Origin of the sequence: Streptomyces sp. CA-135486 (genome assembly GCF_050936555.1) — a bacterium.
In the GTDB taxonomy this organism is placed as follows: Bacteria; Actinomycetota; Actinomycetes; order Streptomycetales; family Streptomycetaceae; genus Streptomyces.
Genome location: NZ_JBNJMM010000001.1, coordinates 2,376,138 through 2,393,282, shown reverse-complemented (window position 1 = coordinate 2,393,282; position 17,145 = coordinate 2,376,138). Strand labels below are relative to the sequence as shown.

12 protein-coding genes are annotated in these 17,145 nt (G+C 71.9%); 3 read left to right on the top strand and 9 right to left on the bottom strand.

Going from position 1 to position 17,145, the window contains the following annotated elements; translation table 11 throughout:
- Positions 1 to 50: 50 nt before the first annotated feature.
- The 4 genes from ald to ACQEVG_RS10840 form a co-directional block, all read right to left on the bottom strand.
- Positions 51 to 1,166: an alanine dehydrogenase gene (ald, locus tag ACQEVG_RS10855; protein WP_432985246.1), complete on the bottom strand. Its 1,116-nt coding sequence runs from the start codon at positions 1,164 to 1,166 to the stop codon at positions 51 to 53.
- Positions 1,167 to 1,309: 143 nt separating this feature from the next.
- Positions 1,310 to 3,331 (bottom strand): tetratricopeptide repeat protein, encoded by a 2,022-nt coding sequence (locus tag ACQEVG_RS10850; RefSeq protein WP_432980598.1) that lies wholly within the window; start codon positions 3,329 to 3,331, stop codon positions 1,310 to 1,312.
- Positions 3,332 to 3,503: 172 nt separating this feature from the next.
- Positions 3,504 to 4,130 (bottom strand): NUDIX domain-containing protein, encoded by a 627-nt coding sequence (locus tag ACQEVG_RS10845; RefSeq protein WP_432980595.1) that lies wholly within the window; start codon positions 4,128 to 4,130, stop codon positions 3,504 to 3,506.
- A gap of 82 nt (positions 4,131 to 4,212) precedes the next feature.
- The gene (locus tag ACQEVG_RS10840; RefSeq protein WP_432980592.1) at positions 4,213 to 5,868 is read right to left on the bottom strand and encodes a CTP synthase; all 1,656 of its coding nucleotides are present in this window, start codon (positions 5,866 to 5,868) and stop codon (positions 4,213 to 4,215) included.
- Positions 5,869 to 6,285: 417 nt separating this feature from the next.
- Here ACQEVG_RS10840 and ACQEVG_RS10835 point away from each other — a divergent pair, with 417 nt between their 5' ends.
- From ACQEVG_RS10835 to ACQEVG_RS10825, 3 genes are all read left to right on the top strand, one after another.
- Positions 6,286 to 8,088, top strand: a complete 1,803-nt coding sequence (locus ACQEVG_RS10835; protein WP_432985243.1) for a glycoside hydrolase family 15 protein — start codon at positions 6,286 to 6,288, stop codon at positions 8,086 to 8,088.
- Between the two features lie 151 nt (positions 8,089 to 8,239).
- Positions 8,240 to 9,637 (top strand): FAD-binding oxidoreductase, encoded by a 1,398-nt coding sequence (locus ACQEVG_RS10830; protein ID WP_432980589.1) that lies wholly within the window; start codon positions 8,240 to 8,242, stop codon positions 9,635 to 9,637.
- Positions 9,638 to 9,734: 97 nt separating this feature from the next.
- The gene (locus ACQEVG_RS10825; protein ID WP_432980586.1) at positions 9,735 to 11,360 is read left to right on the top strand and encodes a PucR family transcriptional regulator; all 1,626 of its coding nucleotides are present in this window, start codon (positions 9,735 to 9,737) and stop codon (positions 11,358 to 11,360) included.
- Between the two features lie 43 nt (positions 11,361 to 11,403).
- On the opposite strand, the gene ACQEVG_RS10820 is transcribed toward ACQEVG_RS10825, so the two are convergent.
- From ACQEVG_RS10820 to ACQEVG_RS10800, 5 genes are all read right to left on the bottom strand, one after another.
- Positions 11,404 to 12,483, bottom strand: a complete 1,080-nt coding sequence (locus tag ACQEVG_RS10820; RefSeq protein WP_432980583.1) for a glycosyltransferase family 4 protein — start codon at positions 12,481 to 12,483, stop codon at positions 11,404 to 11,406.
- Between the two features lie 89 nt (positions 12,484 to 12,572).
- Positions 12,573 to 13,346 (bottom strand): hypothetical protein, encoded by a 774-nt coding sequence (locus ACQEVG_RS10815; RefSeq protein ID WP_432980580.1) that lies wholly within the window; start codon positions 13,344 to 13,346, stop codon positions 12,573 to 12,575.
- Positions 13,347 to 13,432: 86 nt separating this feature from the next.
- Entirely contained in the window at positions 13,433 to 15,175 is a 1,743-nt protein-coding gene (recN, locus tag ACQEVG_RS10810; protein WP_432980577.1) for a DNA repair protein RecN, read from the bottom strand.
- Between the two features lie 234 nt (positions 15,176 to 15,409).
- Complete coding sequence (locus tag ACQEVG_RS10805; protein ID WP_432980574.1) at positions 15,410 to 16,327, bottom strand: NAD kinase; 918 nt, start codon at positions 16,325 to 16,327, stop codon at positions 15,410 to 15,412.
- A complete protein-coding gene (locus ACQEVG_RS10800) occupies positions 16,324 to 17,139 on the bottom strand; it encodes a TlyA family RNA methyltransferase (protein ID WP_432980571.1) in 816 nt (271 codons plus the stop codon). The genes ACQEVG_RS10805 and ACQEVG_RS10800 overlap by 4 nt, the downstream gene beginning before the upstream one ends.
- Positions 17,140 to 17,145 lie beyond the last annotated feature (6 nt).

The following is a 17,145-nucleotide window of genomic DNA, read 5'->3' as shown; positions in this document are numbered from 1 at the left end:
GCGCTACAAGGTCCGGCCGTGCGGGTGATGTTGACGCTGCGCGTTGACCGTCAGCCGAGGAGCGCGTTCAGTTCGACGCTCTGCAGGCCGTGCGCCTCGGCGACCGGACCGTAAACGACCTGGCCGTCATGGGTGTTGAGGCCCTTGGCGAGCGCGGGGTCACGGCGCAGCGCCTCGACCCAGCCGCGGTTGGCGAGCTCCACGATGTACGGCAGCGTCGCATTGGTGAGCGCATAGGTGGAGGTGTTCGGCACCGCACCGGGCATGTTGGCGACGCAGTAGAAGACCGAGTTGTGGACCATGAAGGTCGGCTCGGCGTGGGTGGTCGGACGCGAGTCCTCGAAGCAGCCACCCTGATCGATTGCAATGTCGACAAGTACACTTCCGGGCTTCATCTTGGCGACGAGCTCGTTGGTGACCAGCTTCGGGGCCTTGGCGCCCGGGATGAGAACCGCACCGATGACGAGGTCCGCCTCGACAACGGCCTTCTCCAGCTCGTAGGCGTTGGAGACGATCGTCTTCACCTTGGTGCCGAAGACCTTGTCGGCCTCGCGCAGCTTGTTGATGTCCTTGTCGAGCAGCGTGACATGGAAGCCCATGCCGACGGCGATCTGCGTGGCGTTCCAGCCGGAGACGCCGCCGCCGATGACGACAGCCTCGCCGGCCGCAGTGCCCGGGACGCCGCCGGGCAGCACACCGCGGCCGCCGACCGAACGCATCAGGTGGTAGGCGCCCACCTGCGGGGCCAGCCGGCCCGCGACCTCGGACATCGGGGCGAGCAGCGGCAGCGCGCGGTTCGCGGTCTCCACCGTCTCGTACGCGATGGCGGTGGTGCCGGACTCCAGCAGCGCGTCCGTGCACTCGCGGGAGGCGGCGAGGTGCAGGTAGGTGAAGACCGTCTGGTCCTTGCGGAGGCGGTGGTACTCCTCGGCGATGGGCTCCTTGACCTTCAGCAGCAGGTCGGCGGTGGCCCAGACCTCGTCGGCGGTGGGCAGGATCTGCGCACCGGCGCCGATGAACTCTTCATCCGTGATCGAGGAGCCGACACCGGCGTTCTGCTCGATGAAGACCTGGTGGCCGTGGCGCACCAGCTCGTGCACACCGGCGGGGGTGATCGCCACCCGGAACTCATTGTTCTTGACCTCGCGGGGGATGCCGACCTTCACGTCGATCACGGTCCTTGGCTCAGGGGATACAGGGGGCATAGCCATACATACCCGGATACGCACGGCGCACCGGATGACACCACGAGAACACGTGGCAGAGCCAGTCTAATGAAGGACTTCGCGCTGTCTAGCCTTACAAAGCATTAATCTTTCGCCGATGCACTACGGATTTCGCAGGCGGAACCCTCCTCTCCGAGCAGTCTCTCCGCGGTGGCGCGGTGCATCCGCGCGGCCGCCGGGTCGCCCAGCCGGTCGAGGGTGTCGGCCAGCCTGAGCTGCAGCGCGGCCTGCAGCCGCACGTCCCCGGCCTGCCGCGCCCACTCCACCGCCTCCTGGCAGGTGCGCAGGGAATCCTCCGGCCGGCCCGCGTACTCCTGTACCCGAGCCGCCTCGCTCAACGCTCGCGCCTGGGACGGCAGATCGCCGATTCTGCGGTAGCCGGCCACCGCCGCGCGCCAGCTGCGCAGGGCCTCGCCGTACCGGCCCGCATAGGTGTGCGCGGCGCCCAGCCGCCCGTACAACCGTGCCTCGTCCGCCCGCTCGCCGCGCGCCTGGCGCAGGGTGAGCGCCCGCCCGTACCAGTCGGCGGCCCGCTGCCAGTCCCCCAGCTCCTGGTAGGCACCGCCTACGGATTCCATCGCGCGGCCCGTCGCATACGGATCGTTCGCGGCCCGCCCGGCGTCCAGCGCCGCCCGGTAGCGGGCCAGCGCCTCCTCGGCACGGCCGGTCTGTGCGTCCAGATCGGCGAGATTGAGCAGTGCCGCCGCCTCCTCACGGTGCAGCCCCCGGCGCTCGGCCACGCCGAGCACCAGCTGGTGCAGCCCATAGAGCTCGGGGGCCGCCGCCTCGGTGCCGCGGTGCGCGACCAGCGCCTTGACCAGCGCGGCGACCAGCCGTCGGGCCAGGGTGTCCAGATCGCCGTCCGCCACGGCGAGGCGGGCGGCTGCCAGCAGCGCGGGCTGCCGCACACGCAGCCACTCGGCGGCAGCCTGCGGGCCGGCGAAACGCAGCGCTCGCGGCAGCCCGGCCAGCTTCTTGCGGGCCGGCGAGCCGTCCGGCTCGGTGACGGCGCGGCAGGACTGCAGCTGCCGCACGGCCCGCTCCAGCATCCGCGCCCTGGCCAGCTGCACCTCGGCCGGCCGGTCCTGCGTCTCCATCAGGGCACGCAGCAGCGGTGCGAGGCAGGCCGGGACCTCGTAGTGACCATGGCCGGAACGCATCAGGCCAAGGGCCGTGAAGTCGTCCAGCGCCTCCCGCGCGGCCTCGACCGAGCAGCCGGCCAGCGCGGACGCGGTGTGCAGGTCGGCGAGCCCGCCGGGGGCGAGGGCGAGCAGTCGCAGTATCCGGGCGGACTGCTGCGGCAGGGACTCGTACACCAGCCGGAAGGCCCGGGCCAGCGGCCTGGCGCTGCTGGGCTGCTCAGCGTCGTCCGGCAGCGCGCGCAGCCGCTTGGCCGCATCGGCGACCGACGCCTTGGGCCGGGCCGCGAGCCAGCCGCCGACCAGCACCAGCGCGGCGGGCTGACCGCCGCACTCCTCGGCGACGGTCTCGGCGGCCTGCGGGTCAACGGTGATCCGCACCGCACCGGCGAAGGTGCCGAGCAGTTCGATCGCGGCCTTGGCGTCCATCCCGCCCAGCGTGCAGGGCCGTACATCGGGAATCCCGGTCAGCGGGCCCTCGGCGACGGCCACGGCCAGGCAGTCGGGGTTGTCGGGCAGCAGCGGGTCGACCTGTTCGGCGTCCCGGGCGTCGTCGAGGAACAGCAGCATCCGGCGTACGGCGAGCGCCTCGCGCACCCTCTCGGTCAGCTCGTCCTCGCCCTCGCCGGGCGGCGCCGCGATGCCGAGGGTGTCCAGCAGTTCGCGGGCGGTCTCCTCGGTGGGGACCCGCCGTCCGCCCGGCTCGGTCAGCCGGGCGCGCAGCACCCCGTCCGGGTATTCGTCGGCGAGCCGGCCCGCCAGTTCCTCCGCGAGTGCGGTGCGCCCCGATCCGGGCCGCCCGGCGATCAGCAGCACCCGGGCTCGGGGCGCCTTGCGTCCCGCGAGAGTGTCCAGACCGGCCCGTTCGATGTCGGCCCGCAGGGACTTCAACTCCCGCTGCCGTCCGAAGAATTGGTGCCGAATCGCCGGGGCCCGGCCGCCCCCGTCCACTGCCTGATCCGCCACGGGCCACGCTCCCGTCCAGTCCGCGCACGAGCCGAGCCCGCAGGGACTCCGCACGGGCGTTCCGAGCGTAGTTCACGCTCTGCAACGATCCGTGCGGAGCGTGCCGGAAGCGTCCCCCGATCGGATCAGCAGATCGTCGGACCGGTCGGCCGCCGGGCCCTGAAGCTGACGGTCAGGCGTCGAAGGGGCGGGCCGGCCAGGCTGCCTCGGCCGGCCGCAGCGCGTCGAAGCCGTCGCCCGCGAGTGCGGCGGTGGCCGCGAGGGCGCCCACGACGAGGCAGTTGTTGTGCAGATCTCCGGCGAGCGCACCCCGTACGAGCTCATCGAGCGACACGCGCGCGAGCTCCATGTCGGCCTCCTCCTCGGAGACCTCGAAGCGCTCCCCCTCGGCCTCCGACAGACCGCGGGCGAGGAAGATCCGTACGGCCTCGTCGCAGCCGCCGGGCGTGGGGTATACGTCGACCAGCACCCGCCAGTCCTCGGCCTTGACGTGCGCCTCCTCGTAGAGCTCGCGCTGCGCGGCGTGCAGCGGGTTCTCTCCGGGTACGTCGAGCAGGCCGGCCGGGATCTCCCAGAGCTTGTGGCGCACGGGGTGGCGGTACTGGCGCAGTACGAGGACGCGGCCCTCGTCGTCGAGGGCGAGCACGGCGACCGAGCCCGGGTGGACCTGGTAGTCGCGCCGGGCCACCTTGCCGTCGGGCATGACCACATCATCGGTGCGGACACTCGTCTTGTTGCCCCGGAACGGCGTCGCGGTCGCGGTGACCTGCCACTCCTCGGGCGTGTCCTTGATGGCCATGAAAACGTCCTCCCAAGAGCAAAGAAAACCGGGGCACGGACCCCGCAAGGTCCATACCCCGGTCAACCGTATCGCCTGCCGGCTACTTGCCCGCCTGCTGCTGCCGCTGCACGGCCGCCTTCACCAGGCCGGCGAAGAGCGGGTGCGGACGGGTGGGGCGGGAGCGCAGCTCCGGGTGCGCCTGGGTGGCGACCAGGTAGGGGTGCACCTCGCGCGGGTACTCGACGTACTCGACGAGCTTGTTGTCCGGGCTGGTTCCCGAGAAGACGATGCCCGCCTTCTTCTCGAGCTCCGCGCGGTAGGCGTTGTTCACCTCGTAGCGGTGGCGGTGGCGCTCCTCGACGTACGGCTGGTCGTCGTAGACCTCGCGGACGATCGAGCCCTCGGCGAGCTTCGCCGGGTACAGACCCAGCCGCATCGTCCCGCCGAGGTCGCCCGCACCCTCCACATACGCCAGCTGCTCCTCCATGGTGGAGATCACCGGGTGGGCGGTGGCGGCGTCGAACTCGGTGGAGTTCGCCTCGGGGATCTCGGCGAGGTTGCGCGCGGCCTCGATCACGATGCACTGCAGGCCCAGGCAGAGACCGAGCAGCGGGATCCTGTTCTCCCGGGCGTAGGTGATCGCGCCGACCTTGCCGGTCACACCGCGGTCGCCGAAGCCGCCGGGGATGAGGATCCCGTCCACGTCGCCGAGCTGCCTGGCGGCGTCCGCCGGGGTCTTGCAGTCGTCGGAGGTGACCCACTTGACCTTGACCCGGGCCTTGTTCGCGAAGCCGCCGGCGCGCAGCGCCTCGGTCACCGAGAGATAGGCGTCGGGCAGGTCGATGTACTTGCCGACCAGCGCGACAGTGACCTCGTGGTCGGGATCGTGGACGCGGTCGAGCAGGTCGTCCCACGTGGTCCAGTCGACATCGCGGAACGGCAGGTCCAGCTTGCGTACGACATAGGCGTCCAGGCCCTCGGTGTGCAGCACCTTGGGGATGTCGTAGATCGACTTGGCGTCGATGGCCGCGACCACGGCCGCCTCGTCGACGTCGCACATCAGCGAGATCTTGCGCTTGATCGCGGTCGGCACCTCGCGGTCGGCGCGCAGCACGATCGCGTCCGGCTGAATACCGATGTTGCGCAGCGCCGCGACCGAGTGCTGCGTCGGCTTGGTCTTCAGCTCGCCGGACGGGCCGATGTATGGGAGCAAGGAGATGTGAACGACAAAGACGTTGTCGCGCCCGACCTCGTGACGGACCTGGCGCACGGTCTCCAGGAACGGCAGCGACTCGATGTCACCGACCGTGCCGCCGACCTCGGTGATCACGACGTCGACGTCGTCGGTGGCCATGCGCCGGATGCGGTGCTTGATCTCGTTGGTGATGTGCGGGATGACCTGGACGGTGTCGCCCAGGTACTCGCCGCGCCGCTCCTTGGCGATGACCGTGGAGTAGACCTGGCCCGTGGTGACGTTGGCGGAGCCGTCGAGGTCCACGTCGAGGAAGCGCTCGTAGTGGCCGATGTCCAGGTCGGTCTCGGCGCCGTCGTTGGTGACGAACACCTCGCCGTGCTGGAACGGGTTCATCGTGCCCGGGTCGACGTTCAGATACGGGTCGAGCTTCTGCATCGTGACCCGCAGGCCCCGCGCCTTGAGCAGCGCGCCCAGGCTGGAGGCCGTGAGGCCCTTGCCGAGGGAGGAGGCGACACCCCCGGTGACGAAGATGTGCTTGGTCGTCATGGATTTGGGCGGCATCGCCAAGAGGGGGCTCCCGTGGTCGCGAGGTGAAGTGTGCACGGCGTCCGTCCCAAGCCTTCCGGGGGGTGCCGTCGCTGCGGTTTCGGGGCCTCTGATGTGCACAGGACGGCCACCGGTCCACGGGGTACCAGGGTATCAGCGCCAGCGGGTGACTGCTTCCGGCCACGCATGCACTCTTGGCAAGCCATTCACCGAGTACTCACCCCCCGCTCACCCATGCGGCTCAGTCGCGTTGCCGAGACCCCTGCGCGGATCATTAGGGTGCGTCGTATCCTGCTCGGACACTCGCTGCCGAGCCAGGCCGGCGTAACGGCAACATCCCCGCCCGTCAACCCGGAAACCGCGCTCGTCAACGACCCTTGACCGCAGTAAGCGCCCCACGGGGCGGACGTGGCCGTTCGACTGGAGATGCACGTGGCCGGGCGCATCGAGGATTACGCACTCATCGGAGACATGCAGACCGCTGCCCTGGTCTCCCGGGACGGCACGGCCGACTGGCTGTGCCTGCCCCGCTTCGACTCGCATGCCGTCTTTGCCGGTCTGCTCGGCACCGAGGAGCACGGTTTCTGGAGACTGGGACCGGCGCATTCCGCCGAAGCCGGGCCTCCTAAGGCCGCCCGCCGCCGCTACCGCGGGGACTCGCTGATCCTCGAATCGGAGTGGGACACGCCACGCGGCACGGTCCGTGTGACGGATTTCATGCCGCCGCGTGACGGAGCTCCCCAGCTGATCCGGATCGTCGAGGGCGTGAGCGGGCGCGTGCCGATGCGCTCGGCGCTGCGCATGCGCTTCAGCTACGGACGTGTGGTGCCCTGGGTGCACAAGGTCGACGGGCGCACGGTCGCCGTCGCCGGACCCGACTCGGTCTGGCTGGACACCTCGGCGGAGACGTACGGCAAGAATCTGACCACGTACTCCGACTTCACGATCGCCCCCGGCGAGCGGATCGCCTTCACGATCAGCTGGCAGCCCTCGCACCACCAGCCGCCCGCGCTGCCGGACCCGGAGGGCTCGCTGGAGGCGACGGAGGACTTCTGGCGGGAGTGGGTCGAGCACTGCACGTACCACGGGCCCTACCGCGAAGCCGTGGTCCGCTCGCTGATCACGCTGAAGGCGCTCACCTATGCGCCGACGGGCGGGATCGTGGCCGCGCCGACGACCTCGCTGCCGGAGGAGATCGGCGGCGTACGGAACTGGGACTACCGCTACACCTGGCTGCGCGACGCCGCGATCACCCTGTCGTCGCTGCTGCGCACGGGCTACCGCGAGGAGGCCCGTGCCTGGCGCGAGTGGCTGCTGCGTGCGGTCGCGGGCGACCCGGAGAACCTGCAGATCATGTACGGGATCGCGGGTGAACGCGAGCTGGGCGAGGCCGAGTTGGACTGGCTGCCCGGCTATGAGAACTCCTCTCCGGTACGGGTCGGCAACGGCGCCGCGCACCAGCTCCAGCTGGATGTGTACGGCGAGGTCACCGAGGCGCTGCACCTGGCCCATATGACGGGTCTGGCCCGCAACGACTACGCCTCGCTGCTCCAGCTCAAGCTCATCCGCTATCTGGAGAAGCACTGGGACCAGCCGGACGAGGGCATCTGGGAGGTGCGCGGGCCGCGCCGCCACTTTGTGCACTCGAAGGTGATGGCGTGGGTCGCGGTCGACCGGACGATCAAGCTGATCGAGTCCGGGGACGCGGACGGGCCGATCGAGCGATGGCGCGAGCTGCGCGACGACATCCACCGCGATGTCTGCGAGAAGGGGTACGACCAGGAGCGCAACACCTTCACGCAGTCGTACGGCTCCAGGGAGCTGGACGCCTCGCTGCTGCTGATTCCGCAGATGGGTTTTCTGCCGCCGGACGACAAGCGGGTCATCGGCACCATCGAGGCCATCCAGCGGGAGCTGTCCACGGAGGACGGCTTCATACTGCGCTACCCGACCGCGGGCGAGGACGCCGGCGTGGACGGTCTTGAGGGCGACGAGGGCGCGTTCCTGGCGTGCTCGTTCTGGCTCGCCGACGACCTGGCGATGATCGGGCGGGTCGACGAGGCGCGGCGGCTCTTCGAGCGGCTGCTCTCGCTCCGCAACGATCTGGGGCTGCTGGCCGAGGAGTGGGACCCGAAGCTGCAGCGGCAGGTGGGGAACTTCCCGCAGGCCTTCAGCCACGTTCCGCTGATCGACACGGCGCTGCGGCTGACGGCATCGGGGGCGTACGGAGGCTAGCGCCGCCTGGCGCGCGGCAGGACCCGCTCGCCGCCTCGCGCGGCACGACCCGCCCGCAGGCGTCGCGCGGCAGGACCCGTTCGACTGATCGTGTCTTCATGGTCGGGACTACGATGAGAAGGTCCTGTCGCGCCCTCGGAAGGGGGCCACCATGGCGCCCCAAGGCATGGCGGAGGCGGCGCTGTCCGGTCTCCGCACAGCACTGACCGGTGATGTGTTCGCTCCCGGTGATGCGGGATACGACGACGCGCGCACCATCTTCAACAGCATGATCGACCGGCGCCCGGCGGTCGTCGCCCAGTGCGAGACGGAAGCCGATGTGGCGAGGGCGATCCGCTTCGGCCGGGACAACGATCTGGAGATCGCCGTTCGCGGCGGCGGTCACAGCGTCGCGGGCATGGCGCTGACCGACGGCGGAATCGTCATCGACCTGCGCCGGATGCACACCGTGATCGTCGATACCGCGTCCCGCGCGGCACGCATCGGCGGCGGCGCCACCATGAGCCATCTCGACAGGGCGACGCAGCCGTTCGCGCTGGCGACCACCGGCGGGCGGGCGTCCACCACCGGCGTGGGCGGCTTCACGCTGGGGGGCGGATCGGGCTGGCTGGAGCGCAAGTACGGCCTGGCCTGCGACAATCTGATCGCCGTCGAGCTGGTCACCGCCGATGGCGAGACGGTGCACGCCAGCGCGGACGAAAACCCGGAGCTGTTCTGGGCCCTGCACGGCGGCGGCGGCAACTTCGGCGTGGCGACCGCCATCACCGTACGGCTGCATCTGCTACCCGCGATGACCATGGTCCTGCTGCTGTACGGGCCCGAGGCCGGGTCCCACGTCGTGCGTGCCTTCCGTGACTTCATGGACTCCGCACCGGACGAGGCCGGCGGTGGGTGCATCTATCTCACCGGACCCCCCGAGCCGTTCGTCCCCGAGCAGTTGGTGGGCAAGCTCGCGCTCGCGGCGCTGGTCACGTACGCGGGCACGGAGCAAGAGGCCCGCAATGTCACCGAGCCGCTGATGGGGCTCGGCCACCAGGCAGAAGTGATCACCGAGCTGCCGTACGCGGAGCTGCAGTGCATGCTGGACGACCCGCCCGGGTTGCGCAACTACTGGTCCGCGGAGTATCTGACCGGCCTTCCGGACGAGGCGGTGGACGTCTACTGCGCCCACGCGTCCGGTATGCCCGTGCCCACGGGCACACAGCATGTCCTGTTCCCGATGGGCGGCGCGGTGACGAGCGGCCCGGCGGACTATCCGGTGCCCTGGCGCGCGGCGGCGTGGGCCGTCCACCCCTTCGGTATCTGGGAGAACCCCGCCGACGACGAGCGTGCCAAGCAGTGGGTGCGGGACGTCCGTACCGACGTCTCGCCCTGGTCGATCGGCGCGACCTATCTGAACTTCATCGGGCATGAAGGGCAGGAGCGGGTCGTCGCGAGCTACGGCGAGGACAACTACCAGCGGCTCGCGGCGGTCAAGGCCGAGTACGACCCGGAGAATGTGTTCCGGGTCAATCACAACATCAAGCCCTCCTCGGCGAACGGGGCGTGACGACTGCCCGCGCGGCCCCTGGTGATGTGCACGGATGCACCTGCCCGGTAGCGTCCGGGTCGCCGGTCAGGCCCGAGTGAGAGCGCGAGGCGAGTCAGTGGAGACCCAAGGTGGCATCACGGTCCAGCGGGCGCTCGAACTGCCCGGGCTGCGCGCCGGACTCCCGGAAGTCGTCGCCTGCCCGGAACGGCTGAACCGCACGGTGCGCTGGGTGCACGCGGGCGAGGTGCCGAACATCGCATCCCTGCTGAAGGGCGGCGAGCTGCTCCTCACCACGGGCCTCGGCCTGGGCACCCGGCCCGCGGAACAGCGCGCCTTTGTCCGCCGTCTCGCCGACCGGGGCATCGCCGCCCTGGTGGTCGAGCTCGGACCGCGCTTCAGCCGACTGCCGGCGGCGATCGTGGAGACCGCCCGGGCGGCCGGTCTGCCGCTGGTGCAGCTGCATCGCGAGGTCCCGTTCGTCTCGGTGACGGAGGAGGTCCACACCGAGATCGTCAACGGGCACTACGCACTGCTGCGGCAGGCCGAGGAAGTGCACCGGCGATGTACGGAGGTGCTGCTCAGCGGGGGCGGGGTGCCCCAAGTGCTGCGTATCCTCGCGGACTTCAGCGCCAACCCGGTCTTCCTGGAGACCGCGGACGGACAGCTGCTGTACGCGGCGGGCTCCGAATCGGGGCAGGCGGGCGCGGACCCGCTCCAGGTGTGGGAGGGGCTGCGCGGACAGCGTGAAGCACGGGAGTCACCGCCGGCCGGGACGGTCCTGGTGGACGTCCCCGGCGGCGGGCAGGGGGTGGCCTCCGTACGCGCCCGGCTGGTGCTGCTTGCCGTCGGCTCCCCGCTGCTGACCGTGCACCGGATGGCGGCGGAGCGGGCGGCCGGGCTGCTTGCGGTCGTTCTGATGCAGGCCCGCCAGGAGGAGGAGCTGGCCGCGCGCGGCCGCGGCGACTTCCTGACAGATCTGGCGGAGGGCCGCATCACGGGAGAGGACGCGCCGGCCCAGGCACGGGTGCTGGGCTTCAAACCGGGCGACGGACCGCTGCTGCCGGTCGTGATGCGTATGGCCGCGGAGCTCTCACCGTCCGCGAACTGGGCGCTGCTGGCCCGGGCGGTGCTGGATGAGCTGTCCTCGGTGGGCGTACCCGTGCTGCTGGGCGTACGGCCCGTGGAGGGACGCGTGCCACTGCTGCTCGGCCTGCGCTCCGAGACCGAACGCACGGCGGTTGCGGACCGGGTCGCCGCGGCGCTGCGGGCGGGAGTGGAACGCGCCGGCCTCGAGCGCCCTGGCACACACCCGCCCGTCGTGGTGGTCGGCATGGCGGGCGGCTGGGCGGCGGCCTCCGCGGGCCTGCGCCACGCGGCAGAAACGGCGACGGCGGCCCAGGGCCTGATCGACCGCCCCTGGTACGACGCCCGCCGCCTGGACATCGACCTGCTGCTGTGGCGCCTGCGGGACCACCCGGACCTGGCGGCGTTCGTGGACCGCGCGATCGGCCCCCTCCGGGACCACGACACGACGTCGCGCCCCCCGCTGCTCCCGACACTGCAGACGTACCTGGCCCACGCCGGCCGCAAGGCGGAAACGGCCCGCGAACTCCACCTGAACCGCCAGACGCTGTACAACCGGCTGGCCCGCATCTCGGAACTGCTCGGCACGGACCTGGACGACCCACAAACGGTCCTGGCCCTGAGCCTGGCGCTGCGGGCGAGACGCCACGTGCCGTGAGGCGGCTTGCGTCACTGCCGCGACCTGCCGTGAGGCGCTGACGTCACCGCCGCGCCACCACCTCGTCGTACACGCTCAGCACTTGCGCAATCGTCTCGTCCTCCGTCGGCCACGTGCCCGCTTGCTCCCGGCCCGCCGCCGTCAGTTCCGCCCGCCTCGCCGCGTCGCCCAGCAGCCGCGCCACCGCCTCGGCCAGCGCCGCCGCGTCCCCGTACGGAACCAGTTCCGCCGCTTCGCCGACCAGTTCGGGGACACCCCCGACCGCCGAGGCGACCAGGGGGACGCCCAGCCGGAGCGCCTCCTGGGCGAGCAGGGAGCGGGCCTCCCAGCGGCTCGGGAGGAGCGCCACGTCCGCCGCCGACAGCAGGTCGGCGATGTCGTCGCGGCGGCCCATCAGCCGCACCGGCAGTTCCTCCGCCTCGATACGGCGCTGGAGCGCGGCCCGCTCCCGCCCCTCCCCCGCGATCACCACCAGCGGCGCGGGGTCCAACTCCCGCCACAGCCGGGCCGCGTCGAGCAGCGTTCCGTATCCCCGGTGCGGCTCCAGGCTGCCCACAGCCATCAGCAACGGCCGCTCCACCGCGCCCAGTTCGGCCCGGGCCTTGCCCTCCTCGAGGTCCGGGCACCCCCGTGCCACCGGCACCGCGACCGGCGCCAGGCGGGCATCGCGCGCGCCGCGCCTGCGGGCCCGGTCGACCAGCTCGGAGCAGGTGCCCAGCACAACCGCCGCCGCCCGCGCGGCCCTTCGCTCAAGCAGGCGCAGCACCTGGCCCCGCGCGCCGTCGGCGTGCGAGCGCGTGTGCCAGGTGACGACGAGGGGTACGTGCTGCCCGCTGAGCGCCAACGTGGCGCGTACGGCGGCGTGCAGGCCGTGCGCGTGCACCACGTCCGCCCCGGCACACGCAGCACGCAGCGCGCCGACCGCTCCCGGGTCGCTCCGCCGCGGCACGGGCGCGAAACTCGCCCCGGAGCCGGGGAAGTCGTAGACGTGCTCCAGTTCGGCGGGGGCGCACACCGTCACCCGCACGCCCCGTGCCACCAGCCCCGCGGCCAACGACCTGACATGCGCGCTGCTGCCCGCGCTGCCGCCGCCCAGCACTTGGACCGTATGCAGCTGTGTCACCCGCCAAGAATGCCAGCCCGTACGCACGTTCCGGCACCGTCCGGGCGACATGGCCGTGCCGGGGCCGGGACGCCCGGGCACGAGATCACTCACATGGGTGAACCCGCGATACGGCTGACCTCGTCCCCGTACGCAACTGCCGCGATCAGAGCCGCCGCGTGCAGGGCCAGTCCGGCGCGGCCGTTGCCCGCGACGATCGCGGTCCCGAGGGCCGCGCCCAGGGCGTGGGCCCCGGTGTCGCCGAGCATCGTGCGCTCACCCAGGTCCTCGGTGACGATCGCGGCCGCGGCCCCCAGGGGCGCCGCAGCGAGCGCGCCCGCGCTGCCGCGCCGCAGCAGACCGGGCGCGCCGATCCCGAGCACGGCGACAGCGGCCCGCCCCGGGGCGACGTCGACGAGGTTGACGAAGTGCGCCGCGCCGGCGATCACCACCCCGGCGAGCAGCTTGTCGACCGGCCGCTCCTTGAGCAGCGCACCCGCCGCGAGCCCCGCCGCCCCGATCCCGAACAGCTTCACCGCCCCGCTGGTCACCTCGCCCTGCCGGAGCGCGCCCAGATGCGCCCGGAACCCGCGCCGGTGGTCCCCCAGCATGTCGTCGTACGCACCGCAGGCTCCGGCCGCGACGACGGCGATCCCGGCCGCGCCCCGGGTCCGCGCGGGCACGGTGCCGAGCGCCGCCCCGACCACGGCGGCGGGGCCGGCGTAGAGGTCGACGGTGCGGCCCGCGTAGTTCTTGCGCTGCCACCGCGCCGGGTCACCGGGCGCACGCCTGCGCAGCGCCCCGTACACGGAGCGGGACGCTCCGAAGGCGGTCACGAACGCGGCAAGACGACTGCCGGACCCGGGGTTTCGCGATGCTGCCATACGCCCACCCTAGGCGGGCCGCACAGCTGGGGCCTCGCCCGCGAACAACCCACCGCGGTCAACCACCAACGCCCCCTGCCCACGACTCACCCGTCCGCCCGTGCCGTCGCCAGCAGTTCCTCCGCGTGCGCCCGCGCCGTCTCCGAATCCTCCTGGCCCGCCAGCATCCGCGAAAGCTCGCGCACCCTGTCCTCGCCCTCCAGGACCGTGACACCGCTTCGGGTCACCGAACCGTCGTTCGTCTTCTCGACCAGCAGCTGCCGGTCGGCGAACGCGGCCACCTGCGGCAGATGCGTGACCACGACCACCTGCGCCGTCTTGGCGAGCTTCGCGAGCCGCCGGCCGATCTCGACCGCCGCCTTGCCGCCCACGCCCGCGTCGACCTCGTCGAAGAGATACGTCGGCACCGGGTCGGTGCCCGCGAAGACGACCTCGACCGCGAGCATCACGCGCGAGAGTTCACCGCCCGATGCCCCCTTGGCGATCGGCCGGGGCGGTGCGCCCGGGTGGGGCGCCAGCAGCAGCTCGACCTCGTCGACGCCGGACGGCCCGTACGCCACCGCACGGCCGCCGACCTCGACCCCGTCGGGATCCTCGCTCTGGCGGATGTCGAAGGACACGCGCGCGTGCGGCATCGCGAGGGAGGCCAGCTCCTCGGTGACTGCTTCGGCGAACCGTGCCGCCGCCTCCGTACGCGCGTCGGTCAACGCCTGGGCCAGACCGGACAATTCACCCCGCAGCGCGTCCCGCTCCGCCGTCAGCTCGCCGATCCGGTCGTCGTCGCCCTCCAGCTCGATGAGCCGGGACGCGCCGTCCTCCGCCCAGGCCAGAACCGCATCGATACTCGCGCCGTACTTGCGGGTCAGCGCGGTAAGCGCCGCGCGCCGCTCCTCCACCGCGGCCAGCCGCAGCGGGTCGGCGTCCAGATTGTCCGCGTACCCGGCGAGTTCTCCCGCCACATCGCCGAGCAGGATGGAGATCTCGCCCATCCGGTCGGCGAGCGCGGCCAGCGCCGGATCGTGCGCGCGCACGGCGTCCAGCGCCCGCCCCGCACCCGCGACGAGCGTCGTCGCGTCCACGCCTTCCGGGTCCTCGGGGTTGCCCGCCAGCGCCGCATGCGCGACCGAAGCGGCGGACGCGAGCGCCTCGGCATGCCCGAGGCGCTCGGCCTCGGCGGCGAGTTCGGCATCCTCGCCCGCGCGCGGCTCGACGCCCGCGATCTCGTTCAGCCCGAAACGCAGCAGATCGGCTTCCTGCGCGCGCTCGCGGGCGCGCGTGGTCAGCTCGTCCAGCTCGGCGGAGACCGCGCGCAGCCGCCGGTACGCGGCCGTGTACTTGGCGAGCGGCCCGGTGACCGCGCCGCCCGCGTAACGGTCCAGCGCCTCTCGCTGCCGCGCGGGCCGCAGCAGCCCCTGCTGGTCGGTCTGGCCGTGTACGGCGACGAGCTCGTCGGCCAGCTCGGACAACATGCCGACCGGCACTGACCGCCCGCCGAGGTGGGCGCGCGAGCGCCCCTCCGCGGAGACGGTCCTGCTGATCAGCAGGGTGCCGTCGTCGAGTTCCGCACCTGCCTCCTCGGCCCGCAGCACGGCGGGGGCACCGGCGGGCACACCGATCCGCCCCTCCACCACCGCCGACTTGGCGCCGATCCGCACCAGGGCGGGGTCGGCGCGCCCGCCGAGCAGCAGCCCCAGGCTGGTGACGACCATGGTCTTGCCCGCGCCCGTCTCACCGGTCACCGCGGTGAAACCGGGGGACAGCTCGACGACCGCATCGTCGATGACCCCGAGTGACCGTATCCGCATCTCCTCCAACACGGACCTGACCATACGAGGTTTCCCCCGTCCGATGCGACGTCGGCCTGCCTCCCGGCACGGAATGAGAGGAAACCGGTGCCGATGCACCAGGCAGGGCGTCACTCCGCGGTACACGACTCGTTGACCGCACGGCTTCCCCGCGCAGGGGGAGATGATCCGGTCTTCTCCGTTTTGGACGAGGTCCGGATACATTGCTCCCCCGGCGGCTCCCCGCGCATACGGGACGGGCGCCCGGGCGGGCCCGGATCAGTGCGGCGCGCCGCGCCAACCCTGGACCGGCAGCGCGAACTTGGCGACCAGCCGGTCCGTGAAGGACGCATGGTGCAGTCGCGCCAGCCGTACCGGAACGGCCCCCCGCCGCACCTCCACCCGTGCAGCGGACGGCAGTTCGATCGTCCTGCGCCCGTCGCACCACAGCACCCCGTGCGGCGTGTTCCGCTGCACCTCCACGGCGAGCACCGACGTCGGCGAGGTCACCAGCGGCTTGGCGAACAGCGCGTGCGCGCTGATCGGCACCATCAGCAGCGCCTCGACCTCGGGCCACACCACCGGCCCGCCCGCCGAGAAGGCGTAGGCCGTCGAGCCGGTCGGCGTCGCGCAGACGATGCCGTCGCAGCCGAAGCCGGTCACCGGCCGGCCGTCGATCTCCAGGACGACCTCCAGCATCCGGTCGGGCGAGACCTTCTGCACGGCGGCCTCGTTCAGCGCCCAGTCGCGGTGCACGACATCGCCGTTGGTGCGCACGACCACATCGATGGTCATGCGCTCCTCGACCTCGTACGCCCGTCTGACCACCCGGTCGACGACCTTGTCGAGGTCGTCGCGCTCCGCCTCCGCGAGAAAGCCCACACGACCCAGGTTGACGCCGAGCATCGGCACCCCGGAGGCTCGCGCGAACTCGGCGCCGCGCAGCAGCGTCCCGTCCCCGCCGAGCACGATCAGCAGCTCACACCCGTCGAGTACGTCGGGGGTCGCCTCCTTCACGGTCCCGACGGACGGCGGCAGCGGCAGATCGACCGCCTCGGCCTCCAGTACGCGCACGCCCAGACCGTTGCGCAGCAATCCCTGTACGACGAGTTCGGCGCTGCGGATCGCCGCAGGCCGGCCGGTGTGCGCAAGCAGAAAAACGGTGCGCGCTGGTGTCGCTGCTGGTGTCGTTGTCAACGAGGTCCCTCCGCCACTGCACGGTCGACATCCGCCGGATCGAGCTCGGGCGCTCCGGCGCGAAGCCACAGAAAGTACTCGACATTCCCGGAGGGTCCCGGCAGCGGACTGGCCGTGACGCCGAGCACGCCGAGACCGAGCTCCGCCGCCCTGCCCGCCACGGCACGTACCGCCTCGGCGCGCAGCTCCGGGCTGCGTACGACGCCACCGCTGCCGAGGCGTTCCTTGCCCACCTCGAACTGCGGCTTGACCATGAGTACGAGGTCGGCGTCTGGAGCCGTGCACCGGACGAGCGCGGGCAGGACGAGGCCGAGCGGAATGAAGGAAAGGTCCCCCACCACCAGGTCCACCGCCTCACCGTCGATCGTCTCCAGCGTCAGCTCGCGGACATTGGTACGGTCCTTGACCGTCACGCGTTCATCACTCTGAAGAGACCAGGCGAGTTGGCCGTAACCGACGTCGACCGCCACCACCTGACGGGCGCCGGCCCGCAGCAGTACATCCGTGAAGCCACCGGTCGACGCGCCCGCGTCCAGTGCCCGCCGTCCCTCGACCTTCAGGCCGAGCGGTACGAAGGCCGCCAGCGCGCCGGCGAGCTTGTGTCCGCCGCGCGAGACGTAGCCGGGGTCACTGTCGTCGGCGGTGACGACGATGGCGGCGCTCTTCCCGACCTGGGTGGCGGGTTTCGTCGCGGTGTTGCCGCCGACGGTCACCCGCCCCGCGGCGATCAGCCGGCTCGCATGCTCGCGTGAGCGCGCGAGGTTGCGGCGTACCAGCTCGGCGTCGAGACGGAGGCGGGCCACTCCTGCCACGTTCGG